Here is a 23,725-nt window from a genome sequence, read left to right on the forward strand (position 1 = left end):
CAAACCGATGTTGACCGCTACCGCGCCGCCCAGCAGAAAGAGCAGGAAGCCCGCGCCGCTGCTGCCCAGCAGCAGGCCCAGGAAGCCCACGCTGCCCGCGAAGCTGCCGCGCGCCAGCAGGCCCAGGCCGCTGCCCAGAGCGAGCAGCCCCTGACCCGCGCCCAGCGCCAGGCGTTGGAGCTGCAGCGCCGCGCCCGCAGCCAGAGCGCACAGGGGGCCACCCGCACCCAGGTGCGCCGGCTGGACCTGAACGAAACCAAAGGCAGCCGCGCACATTATGATATGAACGCGGATGCAGAGTATCAGGCGCGTGTGGCCCGCCGCGCTGCCCAAACGGCAGCCCAGCCCGCTGCACCCCAGGCCGCGCCGCAGCAGGAGGACACCGTTATGCAGGCTTCACGCAGCGCCGGGAAACCGGCAGCCGGAAGCGGAAAATCCGCCGCAGGCAAGAGCGGCAGCAAATCTGCCGCAGGCGGCGGTGGCAAACCGCCCAAGGGCGGCAGCCGCAAAGGCAAAGGCGGCGCAGGCCCCTATGGCCCGAACGGCAAGAAAAAGAAAAAAGGCGGCTGGTGGAAGGCGTTACTGGGCACCCTGCTGGCCATCGCTGTGATCTTTTTTGGCACGGTCGTCTTTATCATGCACGCCATTGCACCGTCGGCGGGGTCCATCAGCCTGAACCAGCTGATCAACACCCCCAAAGAGTATGCGGGCAAAGAGTTCAACCTGCTGGTGGTGGGCATTGACCGCTCCACCGAGACCGGGCAGGAAACCGATTCGCAGGTAGATGACGGCATGACCGACATGATTTTGTACCTGCACTTCAACAATGAGACCGGCCAGGTCAAGATGCTGCAGATCCCGCGCAACATCTTTGTTACCACGGATGCCAGCTTCTCCGGCAATTATCAGATCAACGCCATTGCCAAAACGCAGGGCTCCAACGGCGGCAACAACATCAGCGCGCTGGCCGATGAGATCTATAACATTTTTGGCCTGCATGTGGACGGCTACCTGTCCGTCCGGCTGGAAGCGCTGACCCAGATCATTGATACCTTCGGCGGCATTCGGGTGTATGTGCCGCAGGATATGGATTACGGCGGCAGCCACCTGAGCCAGGGCTACCAGACCATGGACGGCGCGGCGGCAGAGTTCTTCCTGCGCACCCGCCACATTTATGCGGACTCTGACCTGGGCCGCCTGCGGATGCAGCGGTACTTCTATGCGGCGCTGTTCGCCCGTATGCGCAGCATGACGGTATGGGATATCGCCAAGCTGCTGCCGGTCATCACCAGCCAGATGGAAACCGACCTGAGCGCAACCGAGCTTGTCAGCGTGGCGGTCAGTATGCTGAAAATTTCCAGCTCCAACATTATGTTCTGCCAGGCTCCCGTGTATATGGGTCAGGCCATCAGCTATAACGGCAACAGTACCGTTGTGGTGGCAAGGCAGGAAACGGCAGACCTGCTGAACGAGTATTTCCGCGAGAATACCGGCCCGGTGGATGCCAGCCAGCTGAACATTGCAGGGGATGACGGCCTGTTTGATTTGAGCGGCCTGACGGCTTCTGACCCCAGCGTGCAGTTTATGGGAAGCCTGAACGAAGAAATTTCCAACGCACAGCAGACAAACAACATTGACGGTTCGGCCACAACGGATGTTTATGATACCGCAACCCCGGCGCCGGATGACAGCACGGACGGGGACAGCACCGATGGTGACAGCACCCCGTCAGAATGATAATAGATCCTGCAACAAAGGAGAATTGAATGGAAAGCAAAGAACTTGCCATCCGTCTGGCCCGCGCGCTGGACGCGAAAAAAGGCTATAATATCCGCATCCTGCATGTGGAAAACCTGACCACGGTAACGGATTATTTCGTGATCGCAACCGGCAATTCCACCACCCATGTGGGCGCGCTGGCAGACGAGGCGGACTTCCAGCTGGGCCGCGCAGGCGTGAACGTGCTGCGCACCGAAGGCCATGACGGCAACCGCTGGGTGCTGTTGGATTACGGCAGCGTGATTGTGCATGTATTTACGCCGGAAGCCCATGACTTCTATGACCTGGAGCACCTGTGGGCTGACGCCAAGGAGCTGCCCGCCGAAGAGTGGGAAGAAAAGCCGGAAGAGCAGGCGTAAACATGGATGCTGGATGGCTCCCCTTGAGGGGAGCTGGCACCCCGAAAGAACATAAAATACAGGGGTGCGTGACGCCGAACCACCACTCACCGGCTGCGCCGGAGCTCCCCTCCAGGGGAGCCGATGCGGAGCGCAAAAGCACAGTACGCACAAATTTCTGTGGGGAGAGAAGCTTTATGAAATATGATTTCAAGGCCGTTGAGGCCAAATGGCAAAAGGTATGGCAGGATGAACACACCTTCCATGCTGAGATCGACCATTCCAAACCCAAGTTCTACGCACTGGTAGAATTCCCGTACCCGTCTGCGGCCGGCCTGCATGTTGGCCACCCCCGCAGCTATACCGCGCTGGATATTGTGGCACGCAAAAAGCGTCAGTGCGGCTATAATGTCCTGTACCCTATGGGCTGGGATGCTTTTGGTCTGCCGACCGAGAACTATGCCCTGAAAAACCACATCAACCCGGAAATCGTGACCGCCAAGAACGTGGCCCGCTTCAAGAGCCAGCTGCAGGCACTGGGCCTGAGCTTTGACTGGGACCGCGAGATCAACACCACTGACCCCGAATACTACAAGTGGACCCAGTGGATCTTCCTGCAGCTGTACAAGCACGGTCTGGCTTATAAAAAGGCTACCACCGTCAACTACTGCACCGGCTGCAAGGTCGTTCTGGCCAACGAGGAAGTTGTAAACGGCGTGTGCGAGCGCTGCGGCAGCCCCGTTGTGCAGCGCGTGAAGAGCCAGTGGATGCTGAAGATCACCGCTTACGCGGACCGCCTGATCGATGACCTGGACCAGGTGGATTACATCGACCGTGTCAAGACCCAGCAGCGCAACTGGATCGGCCGCAGCCATGGCGCTGAGGTCAACTTTGAAACCTCTGCTGGTGATACCCTGACCGTTTATACCACCCGCGCGGATACCTTGTTCGGCGTTACCTACATGGTCATCTCCCCGGAGCATGCCTACATCAAAAAGTGGATCGATGCCGGGCTGATCAAGAACGTGGATGCCGTAAAGGCATACCAGGATGAAGCCGCCCGCAAGAGCGACTTTGAGCGTACCGAGCTGAACAAGGAAAAGACCGGCGTTAAGATCGAGGGCGTGACCGCCATCGACCCCGTCAACGGCGCAGAGGTGCCCATCTTTATCTCTGACTATGTTCTGGCAACTTACGGAACCGGTGCTATTATGGCCGTGCCTGCCCACGACAGCCGCGACTGGGAGTTCGCCAAGAAGTTCGGCCTGCCCATCATCGAGGTCGTCAAGGGCAATACCCCGGCCAACCTGGATGAGGCTGCCTTTACCGATGTTGCCACCGGCACGCTGGTCAACTCCGGCTTCCTGACCGGTTTGTCCGTTGAAGATGCCAAGGAAAAGATGTATGCCTGGCTGGAAGAAAACCACAAGGGCTGCAAGAAGGTCAACTTCAAGCTGCGTGACTGGGTGTTCAGCCGCCAGCGTTACTGGGGCGAGCCCATCCCCATGGTGCACTGCGAAAAGTGCGGCTGGCAGCCCATCCCCGAAAGCGAGCTGCCGCTGCGCCTGCCGGAAATTACCGACTTTGAGCCGGGCCCGGACGGCGAAAGCCCGCTGGCCCGCCACACCGAGTGGATCAAGACCACCTGCCCGTGCTGCGGCGGCCCCGCTACCCGTGAAACCGATACCATGCCCCAGTGGGCCGGTTCTTCCTGGTACTTCCTGCGCTATATGGACCCCCACAACAAGGATGCCATCGCCAGCAAGGAAGCCCTGGATTACTGGAGCCCGGTGGACTGGTACAACGGCGGCATGGAGCACACCACCCTGCATCTGCTGTACAGCCGTTTCTGGCACAAATTCCTGTATGATATCGGCGTAGTGCCCAAGCCAGAACCGTACCAGAAGCGTACCTCCCACGGCATGATCCTGGGCCTGAACCCTCATGCCTTTGAAAACCAGCCCGATGCCGAGCGCAAGCGCCTGCTGGCCGAGTACGGCAGCGAAAAGGCTGCCCGCGAAGCTCTGGTCGAGAAGTACGGCGAAATGGCCGAGCACCCGATCGTCAAGATGTCCAAATCCCTGGGCAACGTTGTCAACCCGGACGATGTGGTGAACGAGTACGGCGCTGACACCCTGCGCCTGTACGAGATGTTCATTGGCGACTTTGAGAAAGCCGCTCCCTGGAACACCAACTCCATCAAGGGCTGCAAGCGCTTCCTGGACCGCATCTGGGCACTGAGCGAAAAGCAGGTGGAGGGCGAAGGCTACCGCCCGAAGCTGGAAGCTTTGATCAACCGCACCATTAAGAAGGTGGGCGAGGACATTGACGCCCTGAAAGCCAATACTGCCATTGCCCAGCTGATGATTTTGGTGAATGCCCTGTACGATGAGGGCGGTGCAACCCGCGCAGAGTACGAAGTGCTGCTGCAGCTGCTGAACCCGTTTGTTCCCCATATGACCGAGGAACTGTGGCAGCAGATGGGCCACACCGACACCCTGGCTTACCACGAGTGGCCGAAGTATGACGAAGCCAAATGCGTGGAGCAGACCATTGAGATTGCTGTTCAGGTGAACGGCAAGGTCAAGGCCCGCCTGAACGTTGCCGCTAACATTGAAAGCGCTGACGCCATTGCCGCTGCAAAGGCTGACCCCGCTGTGGCCGAAGCCATTGCAGGCAAGACCATTGCCAAGGAAATTTACGTCAAGGGCCGCCTGGTCAACATCGCCGTTAAGGGCTGATTGTTCCCCGTGGCGCGCCAGACATTACAACCTGATACCACCCGGCAAGCCTCCGCACAAGCGGGGGCTTTGCCTGTATCGGGACAAATTTGGAACAACCTGTGCGGGCTGGCCCGCAGCAAAACGCTGTGGGGTGTGCTGCTGCTGGCAGTTTTGTGGGGGTACGGCTACGCCATGAACACCCCTGCCGTGGATATGGACGACCTTGCCATTGCCACCTACCAGCAGGGCGGAGAATTTTTGCGCCAGGGCCGCATTACCGTGTGGCTGCTGCAGGCGCTGACCGGAATCATGACCTACCAGCGCTTTTGGCCGGAGCTGTTTTTTGCCCTCAGCCTGGTGTTGGCGGGCATTCTGCTGGCCGCGGTGCTGTACACGGCGGCACGGCGGCAGGCAAAACAGCCGGGGGCGCAGCTGCTGGCGGCAGGGCTGCTGCTGTGGCCCTACCATGGCGAAATTTTGATGTATTCCAACCAGTGTGGCGTTGGGTTTGGCTATCTGCTGTGCGCGTTGGCATTGGCGCTGGCACTGCCGCACCTGCTGTGCGGCTGGCGGAACAGCTTGCCCGGTGCCTGCGGCGCAGTGGTCTGCCTGTGTTTTGCACTGGGGCTGTACGAAAGCTTTGCCCCAGTCTGGCTGACGCTGCTGTGCGCCGCCCTGCTGCTGGATGCCGCGGCAGCGGAACCCCGCAGCCGAAAAGCCGGAAAGATATGGGGCAGCATTCTGCGCGGACTGTGGCCGCTGGCCACGGCACTGGTGCTGCGCAAAGGGCTGGCCGCCCTGCTGTGCGCCGCAAACGGCGTGAGCGGGCAGGATGGCACGGCATCCAAAACGATCTTCTGGTTCCAGCGGGACAGCGTTCGGGCTGCAGTTGTGATCCCTGTGCGGGAATGGCTGACCAACTATCTGGCCCGTGCGTTTGGCATTCCGGCGCTGGCCTTGCTGGCACTTGCCAGCTGGGCGGTGGTGCTGTGGGTCCTGCGGCACCGCGGCGGCAATGGGCAGACACTGTTTGCGGCGGGGCTGATTGTATCGCAGTTCTCGCTAGGCATCTTGCAGGGCACCGGTGCCCAGATGGCCCGTGCGGTGCAGTGCTTTGCTGTGTTTGTGCCCTTTGCGGCCTGGCTGTGGCTGGCCCCGGCGCTGGACCGCGGCAAACAGGGCGGAGCCAAAGCCATCATTTGTGCCGCGCTGGCGGGGGCGATGCTGGCGGTGGAACTGATCTCCCTGACAGGGACGATACGATACAACCGCGACCGCTGGCAGTATGAAGAACGCTTGCTGATTAAAACAGCAGATGAACTGAATGACCTGGATCCGGCGGGCGCCCTGCCGGTGGCCTTTGTGGGGCAGGCAGAATTAAGCCCCGAACTGCAGGACCGGCTGGTGATCCCGGCGGCAAATCCGGCGTATAAGGCCGCATACCTGATTTATACCGTGCTGGGCGGCCCGCTGGGGGACCTGGACCGGTACGAGAACCCGCAGACAATGGTCATCAACTGGGCGCAGGATGCCTTTGGCGGCAAAGAACAGATAGCCCTGCTGATGCAGCAGGTGGGCCGCCCCTGCGCCCTGGCGGATGCAGGCCAGCAGGATGCCGCCGATACCCTGGCCGAGGCAGGCGAAGCCCCGGTTGGGGTAAGCCTGCAGGACGGATACCTGCTGGTGAACTTTACCGGATGGACCGCCGAATGACCGCAATACCCACGATACGAAACTACCATGGGAGGAGTGACCCCCTAATGTTGATCAGCCTGATCGTTCCATGTTATAACGAAGAAGAAGCCATGCCGCTGTTTTATCAGGAAGCGGCCCGTGTGGCGGCACAGATGGAAAAGAGCCACGGCGCAGAATTTGAGATCATTTTTGTGGATGATGGCTCCAAAGACGGCACCCTGCGCGTGGCGCGGGAGCTGCACGATGCCGACCCGCGTGTGCGTTACGTTTCCTTCAGCCGCAATTTTGGCAAGGAAGCGGGTATTTATGCGGGCCTGAAAGCGGCCAAGGGTGATTATGTCGCCACGCTGGACGCTGACCTGCAGGACCCGCCTGCGCTGCTGCCGGATATGCTGGATGCCCTGCTGACCGGTGATTATGACTGCGCGGCTACCCGCCGTACCACCCGCGAGGGTGAACCCCCGGTGCGCAGCTGGTTTGCCCGGATGTTTTACCGCATCATCAATAAAATGTCGGATACCGAGATCGTAGACGGCGCACGGGATTTCCGCCTGATGAGCCGCCGCATGGTGGATGCCGTGCTGGAAATGTCGGAGTATAACCGTTTTTCCAAGGGCATTTTCAGCTGGGTGGGCTTTAAGACCAAGTGGTTTGCCTACCAGAACGTGGAGCGCGTGGCAGGCCAGACCAAGTGGAACTTCTGGAGCCTGTTCAAGTATTCCATTGAGGGCATTGTGGGATTTTCGACCCAGCCGCTGGTTATGGCGGCGCTGGCGGGCGTGATCTTCTGCCTGGCGGCATTTGTGGGCATTATTTTTGTTGTAGTGCGTGCTCTGATTTTTGGCGATCCGACCGCGGGCTGGCCCAGCATGGTCTGCATTATGCTGCTGTGCAGCGGCGTGCAGCTGTTCTGCCTTGGCATTGTGGGCGAGTACCTGGCCAAAACCTATCTGGAAGTGAAGCACCGCCCCATCTACATTACGCGGGAAACTGAGCAGGACCGCGATGAGCGCAAACCGGCACAGCAGAAATGAGCGCCATGCAGGATATGACCAAAGGCGGCGCGGCGGGGCACCTGCTGCGCTATGCCGTGCCGCTGATGCTGGGCAACTGGTTCCAGCTGGCGTATAACGCGGTGGATTCCATCATTGCGGGGCGGTTCATCGGCAAGGATGCCCTGGCGGCCGAGGGCATTGCGGGCCCGGTGATGAACCTGGTTATTCTGGGAATTACCGGTGTCTGCCTGGGGGCCGGGGTGCTGATGAGCGAGTTCTTTGGCGCAAAGGACGGCGAAAGCCTGCGCCGGGAACTGGCCACCACCGTGCTTTCCGGCACGGCGGCATGCACAGTGGTGGCATTGCTGGGGGTATTATTCACCCCGGCGATTCTGCAGGCCTGTGCGGTTCCGCGGGAAATTTTTGCAATCACGGTCATCTATCTGCGCATTACCTTTTTGGGGGCACCGTTCACCTGCTTTTACAATGCGTTGGCGGCGGGGTTCAAAAGTGTGGGCGATGCCCGAACGCCGCTGCGCTTTTTGATGGTATCGGCCATTTTGAACGCAGCGCTGGACCTGATCTTTATCGGCGGGCTGGGCTTTGGCATTGTATGCTCCGCCATGACAACGGTGATTGCCGAAGCGTTCAGCGCCGTGTTGGCCGGGTGGTGGCTGTGGACCAAAACGCCGGAACTCTGCCCCCGGCGGGGCCAGTGGCGCGTTGACCGCAGCCTGCTGGGCCGCACGCTGCAATATGGCGGGGTATCCGCTTTGCAGCAGGCTGTGCAGCCAATCGGCAAAGTGCTCATCCAGGGGCAGGTGAATGCCTTGGGTGTGGAAGTGATCGCTGCGTTCAATGCGGTGACGCGCATTGACGATTTTGCCTGCATCCCCGAACAGAGCATTGCCCAGGGCATTACCACCTACATTGCCCAGAACCGCGGCGCGGGCAGGCAGGACCGCATTAGACGCGGATTTGCGGTGGGCCTTGGGATGGAAGCCGCGTATTGGATGCTGATCGGCGGGGTGGTGACTCTGTTCAAGACCCCGCTGGCCGCAATGTTTGTGACAGGGGAGGGCGCTGACCGGGTGATCGCTTTGGCGGTGCAGTACCTGGGAACGATGGCGCTGTTCTACCTGCTGCCCGCCATGACGAACGGATTCCAAGGGTATTACCGCGGCATGGGCAACATGCCGATGACTTTGCTGGGCACGCTGATCCAGACCAGCCTGCGTGTGGTGACGACCTGCATTTTGGCGCCGCGGATGGGAATGTATGGCATTGCCTTTGCCTGCGCCACCGGCTGGTGCGTGATGCTAATGGTGGAAGTTCCATTTTACTTTTGGCAAAAAGCGCGAAATGAATAACGGAAAGCATAAAAGCTCGAAGAAATCTTGGGCAATACCGCATAATTCTAAGTGCCGATACGGCGAGCGAGGTGCGGCAGATGCCAAGCCAAAAGCGCAGATAATACTGGATGCTGCAAAGGTGAGCGCCGCCAGTGGCGGAAACAGCGAACCGAAGCAGGGGCAGCGGTCGCAGAGTGCGAGGGGCTTTTGCCCCCGAAGCACGATGCGGGTACCGCAACCCGACATTATCGAGCATTTTGGCAACGCAGATGCCGTGCCGCAGCTGCCGGAGCGGTGCTTAAGCCGCAAGGCGGGAATTGTGCGGCGTTGCCCTTGACATTTGAGAAAAAAATGCTATACTGCTACTATTAATAGTTATAATAAATCATTAGCTAATATGGGGTGCATTAAAGAATATACATTCCGATATTCAAATAGGAAGAAAGAAGATGTGCGTAATGAAAATGAAGAAACTGACCACTTTCGTTGCCTGCGCCGCTATGGCTGGTGTGTTCGCTACCAGCGCATTTGCTGCCAATGATGCACAGGTTGCCCGCGCTCAGGATTACCTGAACTCCAAGGGCATTGCCTACACGGTTACCGCTTCTGATGTTGACAAGGCTCTTGCTGCTGGCTACACTGCCGACAGCCTGGTTGCCAAGGCAAACGAGCTGCTGGACCGTGCAAAGTCTGATCCCGAAGGTGCCAAGAACGAGACTGTCAGCATCCTGAATGCTCTGGGCGTTTCTGTTTCCGATGCAAAGGTTACCGTCAACGGCAACGATATCACCATCTCTGCCAACATCAACGGCACCTACGTCCCTTACAGCTTCAGCAATGCCGATACCCATCCGGAAATCGGCGAAGCCATCAAGAATGGCACCTGGGGCGTTGCTGAAAGCACCACCACCGCTGCTGCCAGCCTGAAGAGCGGCAATGGCGTTATCAAGGCTACCGGCGACAATGCTGGTATCGCTATGCTGGTTGCTGTGGTTGCCATCGCGGGCACCATGGGTGTTGCTGTTCGCAAGAGCCGTGACGCTGAGTAATCACGCCTAACTAACATGTTGTTCGCCGCGGCGTGCCGCGGCGAATTTTTTTGTTTCAGCGTCAGGTATGGGCCGCAGCCTGTGCCTGAACGGGGAGAAAAAATAAATGACGCACAAGAACGATTTTTTGCGCAAAGGTCCGGCAGGGCTGGTGGTAGTGCCACTGCTGTTTGCGCTGGTCACGTTGGCGCTGCTGGCGGTCATGTTCAAGGTGTTTGCCGCACCGTACTACTCGCTGGTAGAGTGGTTTATGGAAACCAGTGTGGTGGAAACCCAGCCCAAGGACCTGTTTGATGAGGCAGCCCAGACCCTGACCAATACGGAAAATGACCGGACCGCACAGGAAGAGCCGGAACAGGAGACCATCCCGCTGAGCAGCATTACCTACCCCAGCAAGGGGGACCGCTATGGCCGCATTACGATTGCGGGCACCACGGTGGATGCGCCGGTGTATTACGGTGACACCAACAGCATCCTGAACCGGGGCGTTGGTACTTATGTGGACAGCAGCGGAGCAGGCATCCCTGGTGAAAGTAAGACTATTTTGATGGCGGGCCACAACAACACCTTTTTTAACGATCTGCAGAGCGTTGAGGTGGGCGATGTGGTGACGATCGAGACCCATTACGGTACCTACACCTATACGGTGGAGCGCTGCGAGGTGCGGGATTACCAGGATACCACCACGTATGACTTTACACGCACCGATGAAAACCTGATCCTGTATACCTGCTACCCGTTTGATGCGCTGGGCTTTACCCCTAACCGCTACTTTGTTTATGCCAGCTACACATCCGGCCCGGAGCTGGATGCTGACCGTTGAGGGAGGAGATGCAGAGATGACGCAACAAAAAAACTCCCGCAAAGGCAGCGCTGTGTGGCCGATGATGCTTTCCTGGCTGAGCAGCCTGATTTTGGCACTTTTAGCGGTGTTTGTCATGCTGTTTACCACGTTTGGTAACGTGGGCTATATGCAGAGCTGCGTGAAAAGCTCCGGCTATGCCGAGAGCGCCTATGATGATATGGTACAGGATTTTATCAGTTATGGTGCAGCCACCGGTTTTGATGCCGATGTTATGACGGGGTTTATGTCTGTTGACCAGGTGGAAAGCGACATGCAGGATGCTGTGGCGGGGCTGTATGCCAAAACGCTGACCTATTATACCCGCGATAATATCGCGGAAGCCGTTTACAGCGCCATGGAACAGGCTACGGCAGACCGTGGCATTACGCTGGAAGGCGATACCAAGACGGCCGTGGAAACCGTGGCCGAGGCTGTGCGTATGGAGTATGCCTCCTACACCGCGGTGCCGCTGGTCAGCCAGCTGCGTACCCTGATGCAGAAACTGCAAAAGGTGATGGTAATCGGCTTGGTGATTAGTGCGGTGCTGCTGTGCGCTGCGGTAGTGTCCATGCTGCGCATCAGCCGCAAAGATGCCCGCCTGGGGGCGCGCTGCCTGGTGTATGCCCTTGGCGGTGCTGCTGTGGTGTGCCTGGTGCTGGGTGTGGGCGTTAAGCCGATGATCGGCTTAACGCGCCTGGGCATTGACCCGCCTGCCCTGAAAAACCTGCTGATTGCTTATGTGGGCGGTTTGTTTGGCCGCTTTGTGGTGATGGCAGTGATCTATTTTGTGCTGGCGATAGTGCTTGGCGTATTGGTGAGCAGGCACAAAAAGCACAGAGCATGATGATAGAGTTTATAGAATAAGGGCAATACCGCATAATTCTAAGTGCCGATACGGCGAGCGAGGTGCGGCAGATGCCAAGCCAAAAGCGCAGATAGTACTGGATGCTGCAAAGGTGAGCGCCGCCAGTGGCGGAAACAGCGAACCGAAGCAGGGGCAGCGGTCGCAGAGTGCGAGAGGCTTTTGCCCCCGAAGCACGATGCGGGTACCGCAACCCGACATTATCGAGCATTTTGGCAACGCAGATGCCGTGCCGCAGCTGCCGGAGCGGTGCTTAAGCCGCAAGGCGGGAATTGTGCGGTGTTGCCTAAGATAAAAAGAAACGGTGCTGTACCCCGGACTTTATGGGGTACGGCACCGTTTTTTGTGTGAAGATGGGACAGGCGAGATGGCCCTGGAATGTGATGGTGAGGGAAAAGACGGGTTTTGAGTGATGTGGAGGGGATTGTGATGGTATGCCACCTGTAGGGGCGCACAATGTGCGCCCGCTGCCTTGCGGAGAATGATGTGGTGAAATATTAGACAAGGCCCGGCATGTGGGACGATGCGAAGCATCGTCCCCTACAAATCTGTTTTAGGTGCATTACAAAATTTGTAATATGAGAGATGGGCCAAGGTTGCGGCGGGGGCGGGTGACCCCGCCCTACTGCGAGGTTATGGCTAGTACCTACAAATAAAATAGCGCAAACAGCGTAAAATAAAAACACCCCGGAACCGCATAAGAATATGCGATTCCGGGGCGTAATGTTACTGGATAAAGGGCAAATTAAATCTTAGACAAATCAAGCCTTGTTGGCAGAGCCGAACAGCTCGATCTTCTCCTTGACCTTATCCATGATGGCGTCTGCGCCCGGCTTCAGCAGCTTGCGCGGGTCATAGCCCTTGCCCTGCTGATCCTTGCCGGCTTCGATGTACTTGCGGGTGGCCTCAGCAAATACCAGCTGGCAGTCAGTGTTGACGTTGATCTTGGAAACGCCCAGGCGGATGGCTTTCTGAACCATCTCGTCGGGGATGCCGGTGCCGCCGTGCAACACCAGAGGAATGTTGTTGGTAGCCTGATGGATGCGCTCCAGAGCTTCAAAGTCCAGGCCCTTCCAGTTGGCGGGGTAAATGCCGTGGATGTTGCCGATGCCGGCAGCCAGGAAGTCAACGCCCAGAGCGGTGATCTTGGCGCACTCTTCGGGGTCAGCGATTTCGCCGTTGCCGACTACGCCGTCCTCAACGCCGCCGATGGAACCAACTTCGGCTTCGATGGACAGGCCCTTGTCGTGTGCCAGCTCAACCAGCTCACGGGTCTTGGCAATATTCTCTTCGATGGGGTAGTGGGAGCCATCGAACATGATGGAGGTAAAGCCAGCTTCAATGCAGGCCTTTGCGCCCTCATAGGTGCCGTGGTCCAGGTGCAGGGCAACGGGAACCGTGATGCCGAGAGATTCATCCATTGCGCGCACCATAGCGGCAACGGTCTTGAAACCGGTCATATATTTGCCGGCACCCTCGGAAACGCCCAGGATAACCGGGCTCTGCATGGCCTGAGCCTGAAGCAGAATGCTCCGGGTCCATTCCAGGTTATTGATATTGAACTGGCCAACGCCATAGTGGCCGTCACGAGCTTTGAGGAGCATATTGGTTGCATTTACGAGCATAACAGGTACCTCCTATAAATTCAGTTCAAGCAGCTGGAGGGCCTGACCCTGCCAGCTATTTTATTATAGACCGACTTTGACAAAAAATCAACAATAATCACGGCTTTTTACCCAAGAATGAGTAAAAAGTCCAGAAAATGGGATGATTGCACAGTGTTAGACGTGTGATTTTGGGTAAGATTTATGAAAGAATAGCAGAATGACCAGCACCCGATGCGCCAATTTGGTCGGAATGTGCAGAATGGGCAGAGGGGCGGACGCAGGAAAACGGGAAATACAATTTGAATATAAAATCAAATAAAATACAATAAGTTGATTTGCGCGAGGCCATGAGAGAGGTGCATTTATAAAAGGGTGGTAGGATGAGGGGACGGAACGGTCAAGACCGTTCCCTACAGACAGGGAAAAGGAAAATACGGAAAGGGAAGGTTGATGTGGACATAGCACAGCAGGGCCCAAGGGCAAAACAAAATCGGCCCCTGCCTTGGTGCGGCAGGGGCCGATAAATTCAGTGATTCAAATAACTCAAAAATGCGGAAAAGAAAGATTTACCGGTCGATGGGGGCAGTCTTGGCTTTCAGCCAGGTCTTTTCCTCCTCGGTCAGGCGGGGGCTGAGCATCTCGTATACATGGGCATGGTAGGCGTTCAGCCAGTTGATCTGGTCACGGGTCAGTTCGTCCACAATGACCGGCTCGGTGGAGATGGGCACCAGAGTCAGCGGCTCAAATTTCAGCCAGTGACCATATTGGTTGGTGCCGGCATCCACGCATTCCAGCTCGTTCTCAATGCGGATGCCAACTTCATCGGTCTCATAAACGCCCGGCTCATCGGTGATGGTCATGCCCTCTTTGAAGACAATGGGGTTCTGGGGGCGCAGGCTCTGGGGGCCTTCGTGCACCGAGGAGATGTAGCCAACGCCGTGGCCGGTGCCGCAGCGGTAGTTGATTTTGTGTGCCCACAGCGGGCCGCGGGCAAAGCTGTCCAGTGCAAAGCCGGTGCAGTAATCCAGGAAGACCGCGCGGGCAATGTCAATGTGGCTCTGCAGGGTCCAGGTGTAGTATTTGCGCTCGTTCTCGGTCAGGGGGCCGACGGGATAGGTGCGGGTGATGTCGGTGGTGCCGCAGTCATACTGGCCGCCGTTATCCACCAGCAGGAAGCCGCGCGGCTCAATCACGCTGTCCACTTCGCCCTCGGCATGGTAGTGCATCATGGCGGCGTTGGGGCCGTAAGCGGCAATGGTATCAAAGCTGTCCTCAAAGTAGCCGGGCATTTCGGCACGGCGCTTTTGCAGCATCTTTTCAATGTCAGTCTCGTGCAGGATTTTGCCCTCGGCGATGGACTTTTCCAAGTCCATCTGGAAACGCACCATGGCAACGCCGTCACGCACATGGCATTCGCGGATGTTGGCAAGTTCGACCGGGTTTTTGACACCTTTCAGTGCAAAGATCGGGTCGGCACCGGTAACGGTCTTGTGCTCGTTCAGGGCGCAGTACAGGTCATAGTTGGTGGCTTTCTCGTCCACAAGGAACACTTCCTCTGCGGGCAGAGCGTGTACGGTATCGATCAGCTCCGGGTAGTCGCGCAGGGAAACGCCGTTATCGGCCAACGTTTTTGCGTCGGCATCATTCAGGCGGCCGGGGGCGATAAACAGGGTGCAGCTGTCCATCGTGACAAGGGCATAAGCAACGGCCAGCGGGGTACAGGGCAGGTCGCGTGCGCGCATGTTGGTCAGCCAGCCCACACAGTCCAGACCAGTCACGGCCAGGGCGGTGGCACCGGCTTTTTTCAGCTCGTCACGCACCATGGCAATGCGCTGGGCGGCGGTGGCGCCGGTCTGCTCAACAGTCAGCAGCTCGCAGGGGGTGTTGGGCAGGCTGGGGCGGGTGGTCAGGCTCTCCCACAGGGGGGAGACGATATCCTTGCTTTCCAGCTTGGCGCCGCTCTTGGCCAGAGCGGCGGCATAGCCGTTGGCAATGGTGGCGGGAACGCAGCTGCCATCCAGCAGCAGGGTCTGGCCTACGGCAAAATGGGCGGTCAGGTACTCTTCCACGGTGGGCACCCCGGCAGAACCGGCGTGCATGCACTCAATTTCGGTACCGGCCAGCTGACGGTCACCCTGAACATAAAAGCGGCCATCGCACCACAGGGCGCTGCCGGTCAGGGTGACAACGAGGGTGGAGTTCTCGCCGGTAAAGCCGGAGAAAAACGGCAAGCTGTTGTAATAAGCGGGCAGATATTCACTGGAGTGGGGGTCGCTGGTCATCAGCAAAACACCGTGGGCACCGGCTGCCTGGGCAGCGGCGCGCAGAGCGGCGATTTTTTCATTGGTTGTCAAAATAGTCCTCTCCTTATATGCAGAATGTTGAACAAGTCCATTCTAACATGTTTTCATAAAAGGTCAATACGGGGTGCGGTTCAGCACAGTGCCCAGCAGCGGCAGGCCGCAGCCCTGCAGAAGGTGAGCCGCCTGGCGCAGCTCCTGGTGGGTAACGCCGCCGCTTTGTACCACAAGCAGGGCACCGTCACATACTTTGGCAAGGCTGAGAGCGTCACTGCATTCGCTCAGGGCTGGAGCATCTACCAAAAGATAAGCAAACTTTGGTGCACAGCTTTCCACCATGCGGGCAAAACGGGGGTGTTCCAGTAGCAGGGCCGGGCGGCTGGTGGTGCCGGAGGCCGGAACCAGGCAGGTGCCGCGGATCTCGGTGTGGTAGAGAACTTCCTCCAGAGGAACGCTGCCGGAAAGATAGTGTGCCAGACCCGGCACTTTGTGTTCACCGGTCAGCCCGCACTGGCGGCAGATGCCGGAATGGCGCAGGTCACCGTCAACCAGCAGGCAGCGCTGGCCAAGCCCGGCAAGCAGCTGCCAGAACTGCAAAGCCAGAGTAGTTTTACCTTCCTGCGGGGTAGTGCTGGTGAGCAGAATGATTTTGGCGTCTGGGGCTGTCTGTTCCAGACGCAGGCGCAGCAGATTCAGGGATTCAACCGTCCGGGGTGCCAGCTCCGGCAGGTGGTTCAAAGCAAGTTCTTTCATGGGCGGCCGCCTTTCCGGGTATGGAGGCGGCGGGGCGTGGTATCCGGGATGCAGGCCAGCGGCGAAGAGCCAAGGCAACGGGTCAGATCGTCCGCCGTATAAATGTGGTCATCCCGCAGGTAATGCAGGCAGAGGAAAGCAAAGCAGAGCAAAAAGCCGATGCCAGCGCCAAACGCTGCGTGGAACACAGCCCCCGGCCCGGAAAAGCGCTGCGGCGGGGCTGCCTGCTCCACCAGGCGGGGCGGGGTGGTGCCCATGCGGGCAGAGAGATCATCCAACGCAAGGGCAGCCAGTGCGTTGGCAATATCTGCTGTGCGCTGTGGGGAGGAATCGGCCGCAACAATGCGCAGAATATGGGTATCTGCCGGGTGCAGAATGGTAATCTGGTCTTTTAAGTGGGCAGTATCCGTGGAAAGGCCAAGGGTGGAAATAACGGATTCCAGCATGGTGCGGCTGGTCAAAAGCTCCTGATAATCAGCCGTTAATTGCAGTTCCGCATAGCCGGAGGTCAGCCCCTCCTGTGCGGCGGCAACATACAGCTGGGCTTCGGCCTGGTAGCTGCGCGGGGCAAGGCGTGCGGCAGCAAAGGCCAGAATACCTCCCAGCAGGGTACAAACCAGTACCGCGGCAAAATGGGCGGGCAGCAGGCGGAACAGTTCCACGGGGGTCACTTCGCGCCCGGCGGCGCGGGATGCAGGGGCAGCGGGCAAGGTGCTCACCTCCAAAACAGGGCGTGAACAAGGCAAAATTCCGGTAAAAACAGCATAAATCAAGTGTAACACGCGCCCGGCGCAAAATTCAATAGAAAAAACGGTTTTTCAGGCGATACTGGGCGGTTTTTCGGGCAAACTGCTGAAAGGTGAGAGGATTTTGCAGCAAACGGGGGAAACGCCGCGGCAAAAAGGCACTGACAGGGCAAGAAGTTTTCAAAAATTTCAAATTTTGGCAGGCCCAAATGGGCGAAAAGCTCTTGACGGGTTTGATATAATAAGGTTAGCAGTAAGAAAACAAGATTGCTAACAACACAAACAAACTTTAAGATAGAAGGGAATATTACCATGGCAGAACAGGTAACTAAAATTGATATTTTCTCCGGCTTTTTGGGTGCAGGCAAAACGACCCTGATCAAAAAGCTCATCAAGGAAGCGTTCCAGGGCGAAAAGATCGTGCTGATCGAAAACGAATTCGGCGAGATCGGCATTGACGGCGGCTTTATGCGTGAGGCTGGCATTCAGGTCAACGAGCTGAACTCCGGCTGCATCTGCTGCTCCCTGGTGGGCGACTTCCGCGAGGCACTGAAAAAGGTCGTGGAGACCTATCATCCTGACCGCATCCTGATTGAGCCTTCCGGCGTTGGCAAGCTGAGTGATGTGACCCGCGCCGTTGAGGGTGTGGGCGAGACCCTGCCGGTCAGCCTGAACAGCTTTGTGACTGTGGCCGATGTGAACAAGGTCAAAATGTATATGAAGAACTTTGGCGAGTTCTATGATGACCAGATCAGCCACGCATCCTGCATCATCCTGAGCCGCACCGGCAGCGCAGACGAGAAGAAGGTTGCCGCAGCCGTTGCCCTGATCCAGGAAAAGAACCCCACCGCCACCATTGTGACCACCGATTGGAACGAACTGACCGGTGCACAGATCGTTTCCGTTATGGATGGTAAGCGCGACCTGGTTGCCGAGCTTCTGAGCGAAGCACAGGCTTCCAATGCTGCCCATGCGGACGAGGATGAGGAAGAGCATCATCACCACCACCACCATGACCATGATGAGGACGGCCACGAGTGCTGCCACCATCACCACGACCATGATGATGACGACGATGACCACGGCCACGAATGCTGCCATCACCATCACGACCATGATGACGACGATGATCAGGACGAGCATGAGCACCACCATGACGGCGAGTGCTGCTGCGGCCATCATCACCATCATCATGACCACGATGCAGACGAAGTGTTCACCAGCTGGGGCCACGAGACTGCCCACAAGTACAGCCATGACGAGCTGGAGAGCATCCTGACCACGCTGGATTCCGGCGAGTACGGCGCTGTGCTGCGTGCCAAGGGCATTGTGGACGGCGGCGACACCTGGTACGAGTTCGACATGGTGCCCGGTGAGCATGAGATCCGCACCTGCGGCCCCGATGTTACCGGCAAGGTGTGCGTGATCGGTTCCCAGCTGAAGGAACATGAGGTGGAAGAGCTGTTCCACGCCTGATTTGTAAAGGAGTAAAACATGGCGCAGAAAGAGATTCCCTGTTACCTCTTTGTGGGTATGCTGGAAAGCGGCAAAACCAAGTTTATTCAGGAAACAATGGAGGACCCGCAGTTTGATTCCGGCGACAAAACGCTGCTGTTGATCTGTGAGGAAGGCGAAGAGGAATATGATTCCGAGCGATTTGCCTTTGGCGGCGTGACCGTTGCCATCATTGAGGACAAAGCGGAACTGAACCGCGAACACCTGCAGCAGCTGGCTGAAAAGTCTGACTGTGGGCGTGTGATCATTGAATACAACGGCATGTGGCTGGTGCAGGAGCTGTACGATGCCCTGCCGGATAACTGGCTGATTTACCAGTGCCTGGCCACCGCAGACGGCACTACCATCAAGACCTATGCCAACGACAATGCCATGCGCGGCCTGCTGCTGGACAAGCTGCGCGGCAGCGAGCTGCTGGTGGTGAACCGTGCCGAGGCGGTAAACGATGACGAAAGCCACCAGCTGATCCACAAGCTGGTGCGCCAGGCCAGCCGCCGCTGCGATATCGCCTATGAGTTCAAGGATGGCAGCGTTGCCTATGACGATATCCCGGACCCGCTGCCGTTCGATGTAAACGCCCCGGTGATCGAGATTCCCGAAGAGTTCTTTGGCGTGTGGTATATGGACTGCATGGATGAGATGCAGAAGTACGACGGCAAAACGGTGAAATTCCTGGCTCAGGTGTGCCAGACCAACCGCGCCGGCAAGGACAGCTTTGTGCCCGGCCGCTTTGCCATGACCTGCTGCGTGCAGGATATCCAGTTTGTGGGCTTCCCCTGCAAGTACACGGAGTACAAGAACCTGAAGCAGCGTGACTGGATCACGGTAACGGCAAAGGTGAACCTGAAATACCACCCGATTTACAAGGGCCAGACCCCGGATTCTGTCGGCCCGGTGCTGACGGCCATCAACGTGGAGCCTGCCGCGGCCCCGCGTGATGATGTGGTGACCTTCAGTTGAGCGGGGAACGCCGCAGGGCAATCGAAGCCCGCGTGGCAGCCGCAGCCGCCCGGCTGGAAAAAGAGGGCCGCTACACGGCAACCCGGCGGTGCATCCAGCACGGCAAGGTCAGCGTGTATGCCCACTGCGTCAGCGTGGCGGATACCGCCTGCGTCTTGGCGGAAACGCTGCACCTGCGCGTAAACGAGCGGGCGCTGATCCGCGGTGCATTGCTGCATGATTACTTTTTGTATGACTGGCACGATAAAGCCAACGGCCACCACTGGCACGGTTTTACCCACCCAGGCACTGCCCTGCACAACGCAAGCGAGGATTGGAAGCTGACCCCGGTGGAGCGGGAGATCATCAAAAAGCACATGTTCCCCTTAACCCCCATCCCACCCACCTGCCGTGAAGCGTGGCTGGTGTGCCTGGCAGATAAAATCTGTGCCGCCAAGGAGACGACCGGCGGAATCTATGGCAAGCTGCCGTTTGCCGCGAAGCATAACGCGCAGGGTAAGTAAATTAAGGCAATACCGCATAATTCTAAGTGCCGATACGGCGAGCGAGGGGCGGCAGATGCCAAGCCAAAAGCGCAGATAATACTGGATGCTGCAAAGGTGAGCGCCGCCAGTGGCGGAAACAGCGAACCGAAGCAGGGGCAGCGGTCGCAGAGTGCGAGGGGCTTTTGCCCCCGAAGCACGATGCGGGTACCGCAACCCGACATTATCGAGCATTTTGGCAACGCAGATGCCGTGCCGCAGCTACCGGAGCGGTGCTTAAGCCGCAAGGCGGGAATTGTGCGGTGTTGCCTTAACGTTTTATATGCAGAAAATCCAAAAGCCCGATGCCGTGTTGACATCGGGCTTTTGGCATTTTACGCGGAGAGGGGAAAAATTAGGAATTCGGAATGGGACGGTGGGAAAAAGTTCGTGGCAAGGGTTGAACCTGCTGTAATTCCGCATAGGCAGGGATCATAAACAGGAACAACAAAAAACAGGCGCACCACAGAATAATCCCCGTGGTGCGCCTTATTTATACGATTGTACCTATTGGATTAAAGGTTTTCGCCGAAGCCTTTTTTCAAAAAAGGTTGGAAAAATCCCCCGTAAATCCAAAAATCACAGCGTATCGCAGATGGTGCTCATCATGGAACGGATGTCGATGTGCTGGGGGCATTTGGGCAGGCAGGCACCGCACTTGATGCAATGCTCGGCGCGGGTGGCGGCGGGGGCGTCCTCATATTCCTCTTTTAGGGTGGCGAGGCGGTCACCAAGCAGGCGGTATTCGTTCCAGGCGTGCAGCATGCCCGGAATGTTGACCCCGGCGGGGCAGGGCATGCAGTACTTGCAGGCCGTGCAGGGGGCAAGCTTTTGGGCCTTGAACACATCCAGCGCACGGGCGAGGGTATCCTGCTCGGTGGTGGAAAGCGGAATAAAGGGATCCATGGAAGCCACGTTATCCTGTACCTGCTCCAGGGTAGTCATGCCGGAAAGTACGCACAGCACATTGGGCAGGCTGGCAACCCAGCGAATGGCCCAGCTGGCCAGGCTCTTTTCCGGGGCGGCCTGATGCAGCAGGGCGGCGGCTTCAGGGCAAAGGGTGTTCAGCATCCCGCCGCGCACCGGCTCCATAACGATGACCTGCAGCCCGGCAGCGGCGCACAGCTCGTATTTTTTGCGGCTCTGCTGATAGTCCCAGTCAAAATAATTGAGCTGCAGCTGTACAAAATCCCAATCGCCTGCAGCAAGGATCTCTGCCAGCTGCTCAGCGCTGCCATGGAAAGAAAAGCCCAGCCGCTTGATTTTGCCCGCCTTGCGCAGCTCGTTCAGCTGGTCATAGGCGTGGTACTTGACGTAATTGGACCAGCTGCTTTCATGGACAGAGTGAGCGAGGTAAAAATCAAAGTAATCAGTGCGGCAGTTGGCCAACTGCTCGTTAAAAATACGGGGCACATCCTCATCGCATTTCAACAGCCAGCCGGGCAGTTTGCTGGCAAGGTGATAGCTGGCGCGGGGATACTTGGCCAGAGCTTTGCCGCAGAACTTTTCGCTCATGCCGCCGTGGTAGGGGTAGGCAGTATCGAAATAGTTCACGCCGTGGGCATAGGCATAATCAAAAATCTCCTGTGCCTTTTCCTCGTCAATGCTGGTCTGGTCGGCGGCGTCCCGCAGGGGCAGGCGCATGGTGCCAAGACCCAGCAGGCTGATTTTGCCGTTGAGGTCATTATAGGGGGCAGGGTTATTGCGGCAAACACGGTATTCCATACAAGTTACGCTCCTTATTCCGGCTTTGCCAGATGAATTTGATGGAAGATTTGGTGCGGGGATAAACAAGAAACGCCGATTTTGCTGGCTCGGCGGTTAAGGTGTATCTGAAAACAAAGAAACAGCCGATATTTTCGACTTTTCAGATACACCCTGGGAAAAGGAAATTATTCGCAGGAGGAACAGTCGCCACAGTCCTCGTCGGTAGCAGGAGCTGCCGTTGCGGCGCGGCCTGCCAGCTCGGGATCAAGGCTTTCGGCTACTTTGATCATCAGGGCACATTCAATGCGCTTGCGGAACACTTCGCAGCCATATTCATACACACCGTGGATATCGCCGGTGGCGTGCAGGGCGTTGGCGGCGCAGCCGCCCGCGCAGTACAGGCGTGCCCAGCAATCCTTGCAGTCGGGGCGGGCGTACACGTTGCACAGCTTGAATTCATCCCGCAGTTCGGTGTTGGTAACGCCGTTCCAGATATCGCCCAGCTTGTAATCCGGGTCGCCGACAAACTGATGGCAGGGGTACAGGTCGCCCCAGGGGGTAACGGCCATATATTCGGTGCCGGAACCACAGCCGGAAATGCGCTTGTAAATGCAGGGGCCATGGGCCAAGTCGATCATGTAATGGTAGAAGGTGATGGGATGACCGGCTTTTTCACGGCGGAGCATATCCTTGGCCAGCAGCTCATACTGGTCAAACAGGATGGGTAGGTCGGCTTCGGTCAGGGCTTCGGGACTGCCGGCCTTGCTCACGACCGGCTCCATGGAAAGCTCGTCAAAGCCGAGATCATCCGCCATGTGGAACAGGTCGTTGGTGAAATCGGTGTTGTAATGGGTGAAGGTGCCGCGCATGTAGTAGCCCTTACCGCCGCGGGCCTTGACCAGCTGCTGGAACTTGGGCACAATGCGGTCATAGCTGCCGCGGCCTGCAATATCCTTGCGGAAACGGTCGTTGACCTCCTTGCGGCCATCCAGAGAAAGAACCACGTTGTAGCACTCTTTGTTGGCCCACTCAATGACTTCATCGGTGATGCCGATGCCGTTGGTGGTCAGGGTGAAGCGGAAGTTCTTGCCTTTTTCTTTTTCAATGCTGCGAGCATAGGCAACCAGCTGTTTGCAGACTTCAAAGTTCATCAGCGGTTCGCCGCCGAAAAAGTCAACCTCCAGGTTGTGGCGGGTGCCGCTGTGCTCCACCAGGAAATCCAGCGCACGCTTGCCGGTCTCAAAGCTCATCAGGCCGGACTGGCCGTGGAACTTGCCCTGGGCGGCAAAGCAGTATTCGCAGTTCAGATTGCAGGTGTGGGCCACATGCAGGCAGAGTGCCTTGACAACGGTGGAACGATTCTTGAAGTCAAAGGCATGGTCAGCGTAAATATCTTCGGCAAACAGCTTGCCATCGGCCTTCAGTTCTTCGATATCGTCAAAGCAGTCGTTGATGTCCTCGGCGGTCACTTCGGGATGGTCAGCATATTTCTTTGCCAGCAGGTCGGCAGCTTCTGCGCGGGGGTGGCCGGCATCGACCAGAGCGATGGCGTCATACGCCAGTTCGTCTACGGCGTGAACGCTGCCGCTGTAGACATCCAGCACAATGTTGTAGCCGTTGAGTTTATATTGATGGATCATACTATTCCTCATATCCGAATCAAAGTGGGGTTACATAAAAAGAACCGGGAGCGCCTTTTTGGTAAAAGGCAGTCCCGGCAGAAAGCCAGTTCAAGTAAAAATTACTTCTTCTCGCAAGGCTGGTTGGCAATGCCGCAGCTGGTCTTGCAGGCGCTCTGGCAGGAAGTCTGGCATTCGCCGCAGCCGCCGTTCTGGAGGCTCTTAGCCATATCGCGGGTGTTCAGAGTCTGAATGTGCTTCATGAAATTTCACCTCTTCTATAAATATAGATTATATTAAATATACACGGAAACCATAGGGTTTGTCAAGCAAAAGCGGGGATTTTTGCGGGGAGGCGGG

At 57.6% G+C, this 23,725-nt stretch carries 19 protein-coding genes; 12 read left to right on the forward strand and 7 right to left on the reverse strand.

All coding sequences use genetic code 11. The features are described from left to right. The 9 genes from PG062_RS14510 to PG062_RS14550 all read left to right on the forward strand — a co-directional run. Positions 1 to 1,737: LCP family protein (locus PG062_RS14510; RefSeq protein WP_270752823.1), on the forward strand; the 1,737-nt coding region annotated here is incomplete at its 5' end. Between the two features lie 29 nt (positions 1,738 to 1,766). Then, positions 1,767 to 2,138, forward strand: a complete 372-nt coding sequence (gene rsfS, locus PG062_RS14515; RefSeq protein WP_113999717.1) for a ribosome silencing factor — start codon at positions 1,767 to 1,769, stop codon at positions 2,136 to 2,138. A gap of 176 nt (positions 2,139 to 2,314) precedes the next feature. Beyond that, positions 2,315 to 4,858 (forward strand): leucine--tRNA ligase, encoded by a 2,544-nt coding sequence (gene leuS, locus PG062_RS14520; RefSeq protein ID WP_113999718.1) that lies wholly within the window; start codon positions 2,315 to 2,317, stop codon positions 4,856 to 4,858. Positions 4,859 to 4,927: 69 nt separating this feature from the next. Then, positions 4,928 to 6,553 carry a glucosyltransferase domain-containing protein gene (locus PG062_RS14525; RefSeq protein ID WP_270752825.1) on the forward strand — a complete coding sequence of 542 codons (1,626 nt, stop codon included), beginning with the start codon at positions 4,928 to 4,930 and terminating at the stop codon, positions 6,551 to 6,553. Positions 6,554 to 6,600: 47 nt separating this feature from the next. Beyond that, complete coding sequence (locus PG062_RS14530) at positions 6,601 to 7,569, forward strand: glycosyltransferase family 2 protein (protein ID WP_113999720.1); 969 nt, start codon at positions 6,601 to 6,603, stop codon at positions 7,567 to 7,569. Then, entirely contained in the window at positions 7,566 to 8,900 is a 1,335-nt protein-coding gene (locus PG062_RS14535; RefSeq protein WP_270752826.1) for an MATE family efflux transporter, read from the forward strand. Before PG062_RS14530 ends, PG062_RS14535 begins: the two co-directional genes overlap by 4 nt. A gap of 440 nt (positions 8,901 to 9,340) precedes the next feature. Continuing rightward, positions 9,341 to 9,931, forward strand: coding sequence for a hypothetical protein (locus tag PG062_RS14540; RefSeq protein ID WP_270752827.1), 591 nt, complete (start codon positions 9,341 to 9,343; stop codon positions 9,929 to 9,931). Between the two features lie 106 nt (positions 9,932 to 10,037). Further along, complete coding sequence (locus PG062_RS14545; protein WP_270752828.1) at positions 10,038 to 10,754, forward strand: class D sortase; 717 nt, start codon at positions 10,038 to 10,040, stop codon at positions 10,752 to 10,754. Between the two features lie 16 nt (positions 10,755 to 10,770). Further along, positions 10,771 to 11,619, forward strand: a complete 849-nt coding sequence (locus PG062_RS14550) for a hypothetical protein (protein ID WP_270752829.1) — start codon at positions 10,771 to 10,773, stop codon at positions 11,617 to 11,619. Between the two features lie 779 nt (positions 11,620 to 12,398). On the opposite strand, the gene fba is transcribed toward PG062_RS14550, so the two are convergent. The 4 genes from fba to PG062_RS14570 all read right to left on the reverse strand — a co-directional run bounded on the left by fba (position 12,399) and on the right by PG062_RS14570 (position 17,007). Next, on the reverse strand, positions 12,399 to 13,262 hold the full coding sequence (gene fba / locus PG062_RS14555; protein WP_270752830.1) for a class II fructose-1,6-bisphosphate aldolase: 864 nt from the start codon (positions 13,260 to 13,262) through the stop codon (positions 12,399 to 12,401). Positions 13,263 to 13,810: 548 nt separating this feature from the next. Beyond that, positions 13,811 to 15,598, reverse strand: a complete 1,788-nt coding sequence (locus PG062_RS14560) for an aminopeptidase P family protein (protein ID WP_270752831.1) — start codon at positions 15,596 to 15,598, stop codon at positions 13,811 to 13,813. A gap of 63 nt (positions 15,599 to 15,661) precedes the next feature. Further along, entirely contained in the window at positions 15,662 to 16,297 is a 636-nt protein-coding gene (locus tag PG062_RS14565) for a CpsD/CapB family tyrosine-protein kinase (RefSeq protein ID WP_270752832.1), read from the reverse strand. After that, complete coding sequence (locus PG062_RS14570; protein WP_270752833.1) at positions 16,294 to 17,007, reverse strand: YveK family protein; 714 nt, start codon at positions 17,005 to 17,007, stop codon at positions 16,294 to 16,296. The genes PG062_RS14565 and PG062_RS14570 overlap by 4 nt, the downstream gene beginning before the upstream one ends. A gap of 348 nt (positions 17,008 to 17,355) precedes the next feature. Between PG062_RS14570 and PG062_RS14575 the strand changes: the two genes are divergently transcribed. Genes PG062_RS14575 through PG062_RS14585 form a run of 3 tightly spaced genes read left to right on the forward strand, consistent with a single transcriptional unit; the run spans position 17,356 to position 20,021 of the window. After that, the gene (locus tag PG062_RS14575) at positions 17,356 to 18,519 is read left to right on the forward strand and encodes a CobW family GTP-binding protein (protein ID WP_270752834.1); all 1,164 of its coding nucleotides are present in this window, start codon (positions 17,356 to 17,358) and stop codon (positions 18,517 to 18,519) included. 18 nt (positions 18,520 to 18,537) lie between these two features. Beyond that, on the forward strand, positions 18,538 to 19,518 hold the full coding sequence (locus PG062_RS14580) for a TIGR03943 family putative permease subunit (RefSeq protein WP_270752835.1): 981 nt from the start codon (positions 18,538 to 18,540) through the stop codon (positions 19,516 to 19,518). After that, positions 19,515 to 20,021, forward strand: coding sequence for an HD domain-containing protein (locus PG062_RS14585; RefSeq protein WP_270752836.1), 507 nt, complete (start codon positions 19,515 to 19,517; stop codon positions 20,019 to 20,021). The genes PG062_RS14580 and PG062_RS14585 overlap by 4 nt, the downstream gene beginning before the upstream one ends. Before the next feature lie 597 nt (positions 20,022 to 20,618). Here the strand turns inward: PG062_RS14585 and PG062_RS14590 are convergent. The 3 genes from PG062_RS14590 to scfA all read right to left on the reverse strand — a co-directional run bounded on the left by PG062_RS14590 (position 20,619) and on the right by scfA (position 23,628). Next, entirely contained in the window at positions 20,619 to 21,764 is a 1,146-nt protein-coding gene (locus PG062_RS14590; protein WP_270752837.1) for an aldo/keto reductase, read from the reverse strand. A 167-nt stretch (positions 21,765 to 21,931) separates the two neighbouring features. Then, a complete protein-coding gene (scfB, locus tag PG062_RS14595; RefSeq protein ID WP_270752838.1) occupies positions 21,932 to 23,386 on the reverse strand; it encodes a thioether cross-link-forming SCIFF peptide maturase in 1,455 nt (484 codons plus the stop codon). A gap of 101 nt (positions 23,387 to 23,487) precedes the next feature. Next, positions 23,488 to 23,628 (reverse strand): six-cysteine ranthipeptide SCIFF, encoded by a 141-nt coding sequence (scfA, locus tag PG062_RS14600; protein ID WP_114000791.1) that lies wholly within the window; start codon positions 23,626 to 23,628, stop codon positions 23,488 to 23,490. Positions 23,629 to 23,725: the final 97 nt, after the last annotated feature.

Origin of the sequence: Gemmiger qucibialis (assembly GCF_027689445.1) — a bacterium.
In the GTDB taxonomy this organism is placed as follows: Bacteria; Bacillota; Clostridia; order Oscillospirales; family Ruminococcaceae; genus Gemmiger; species Gemmiger qucibialis.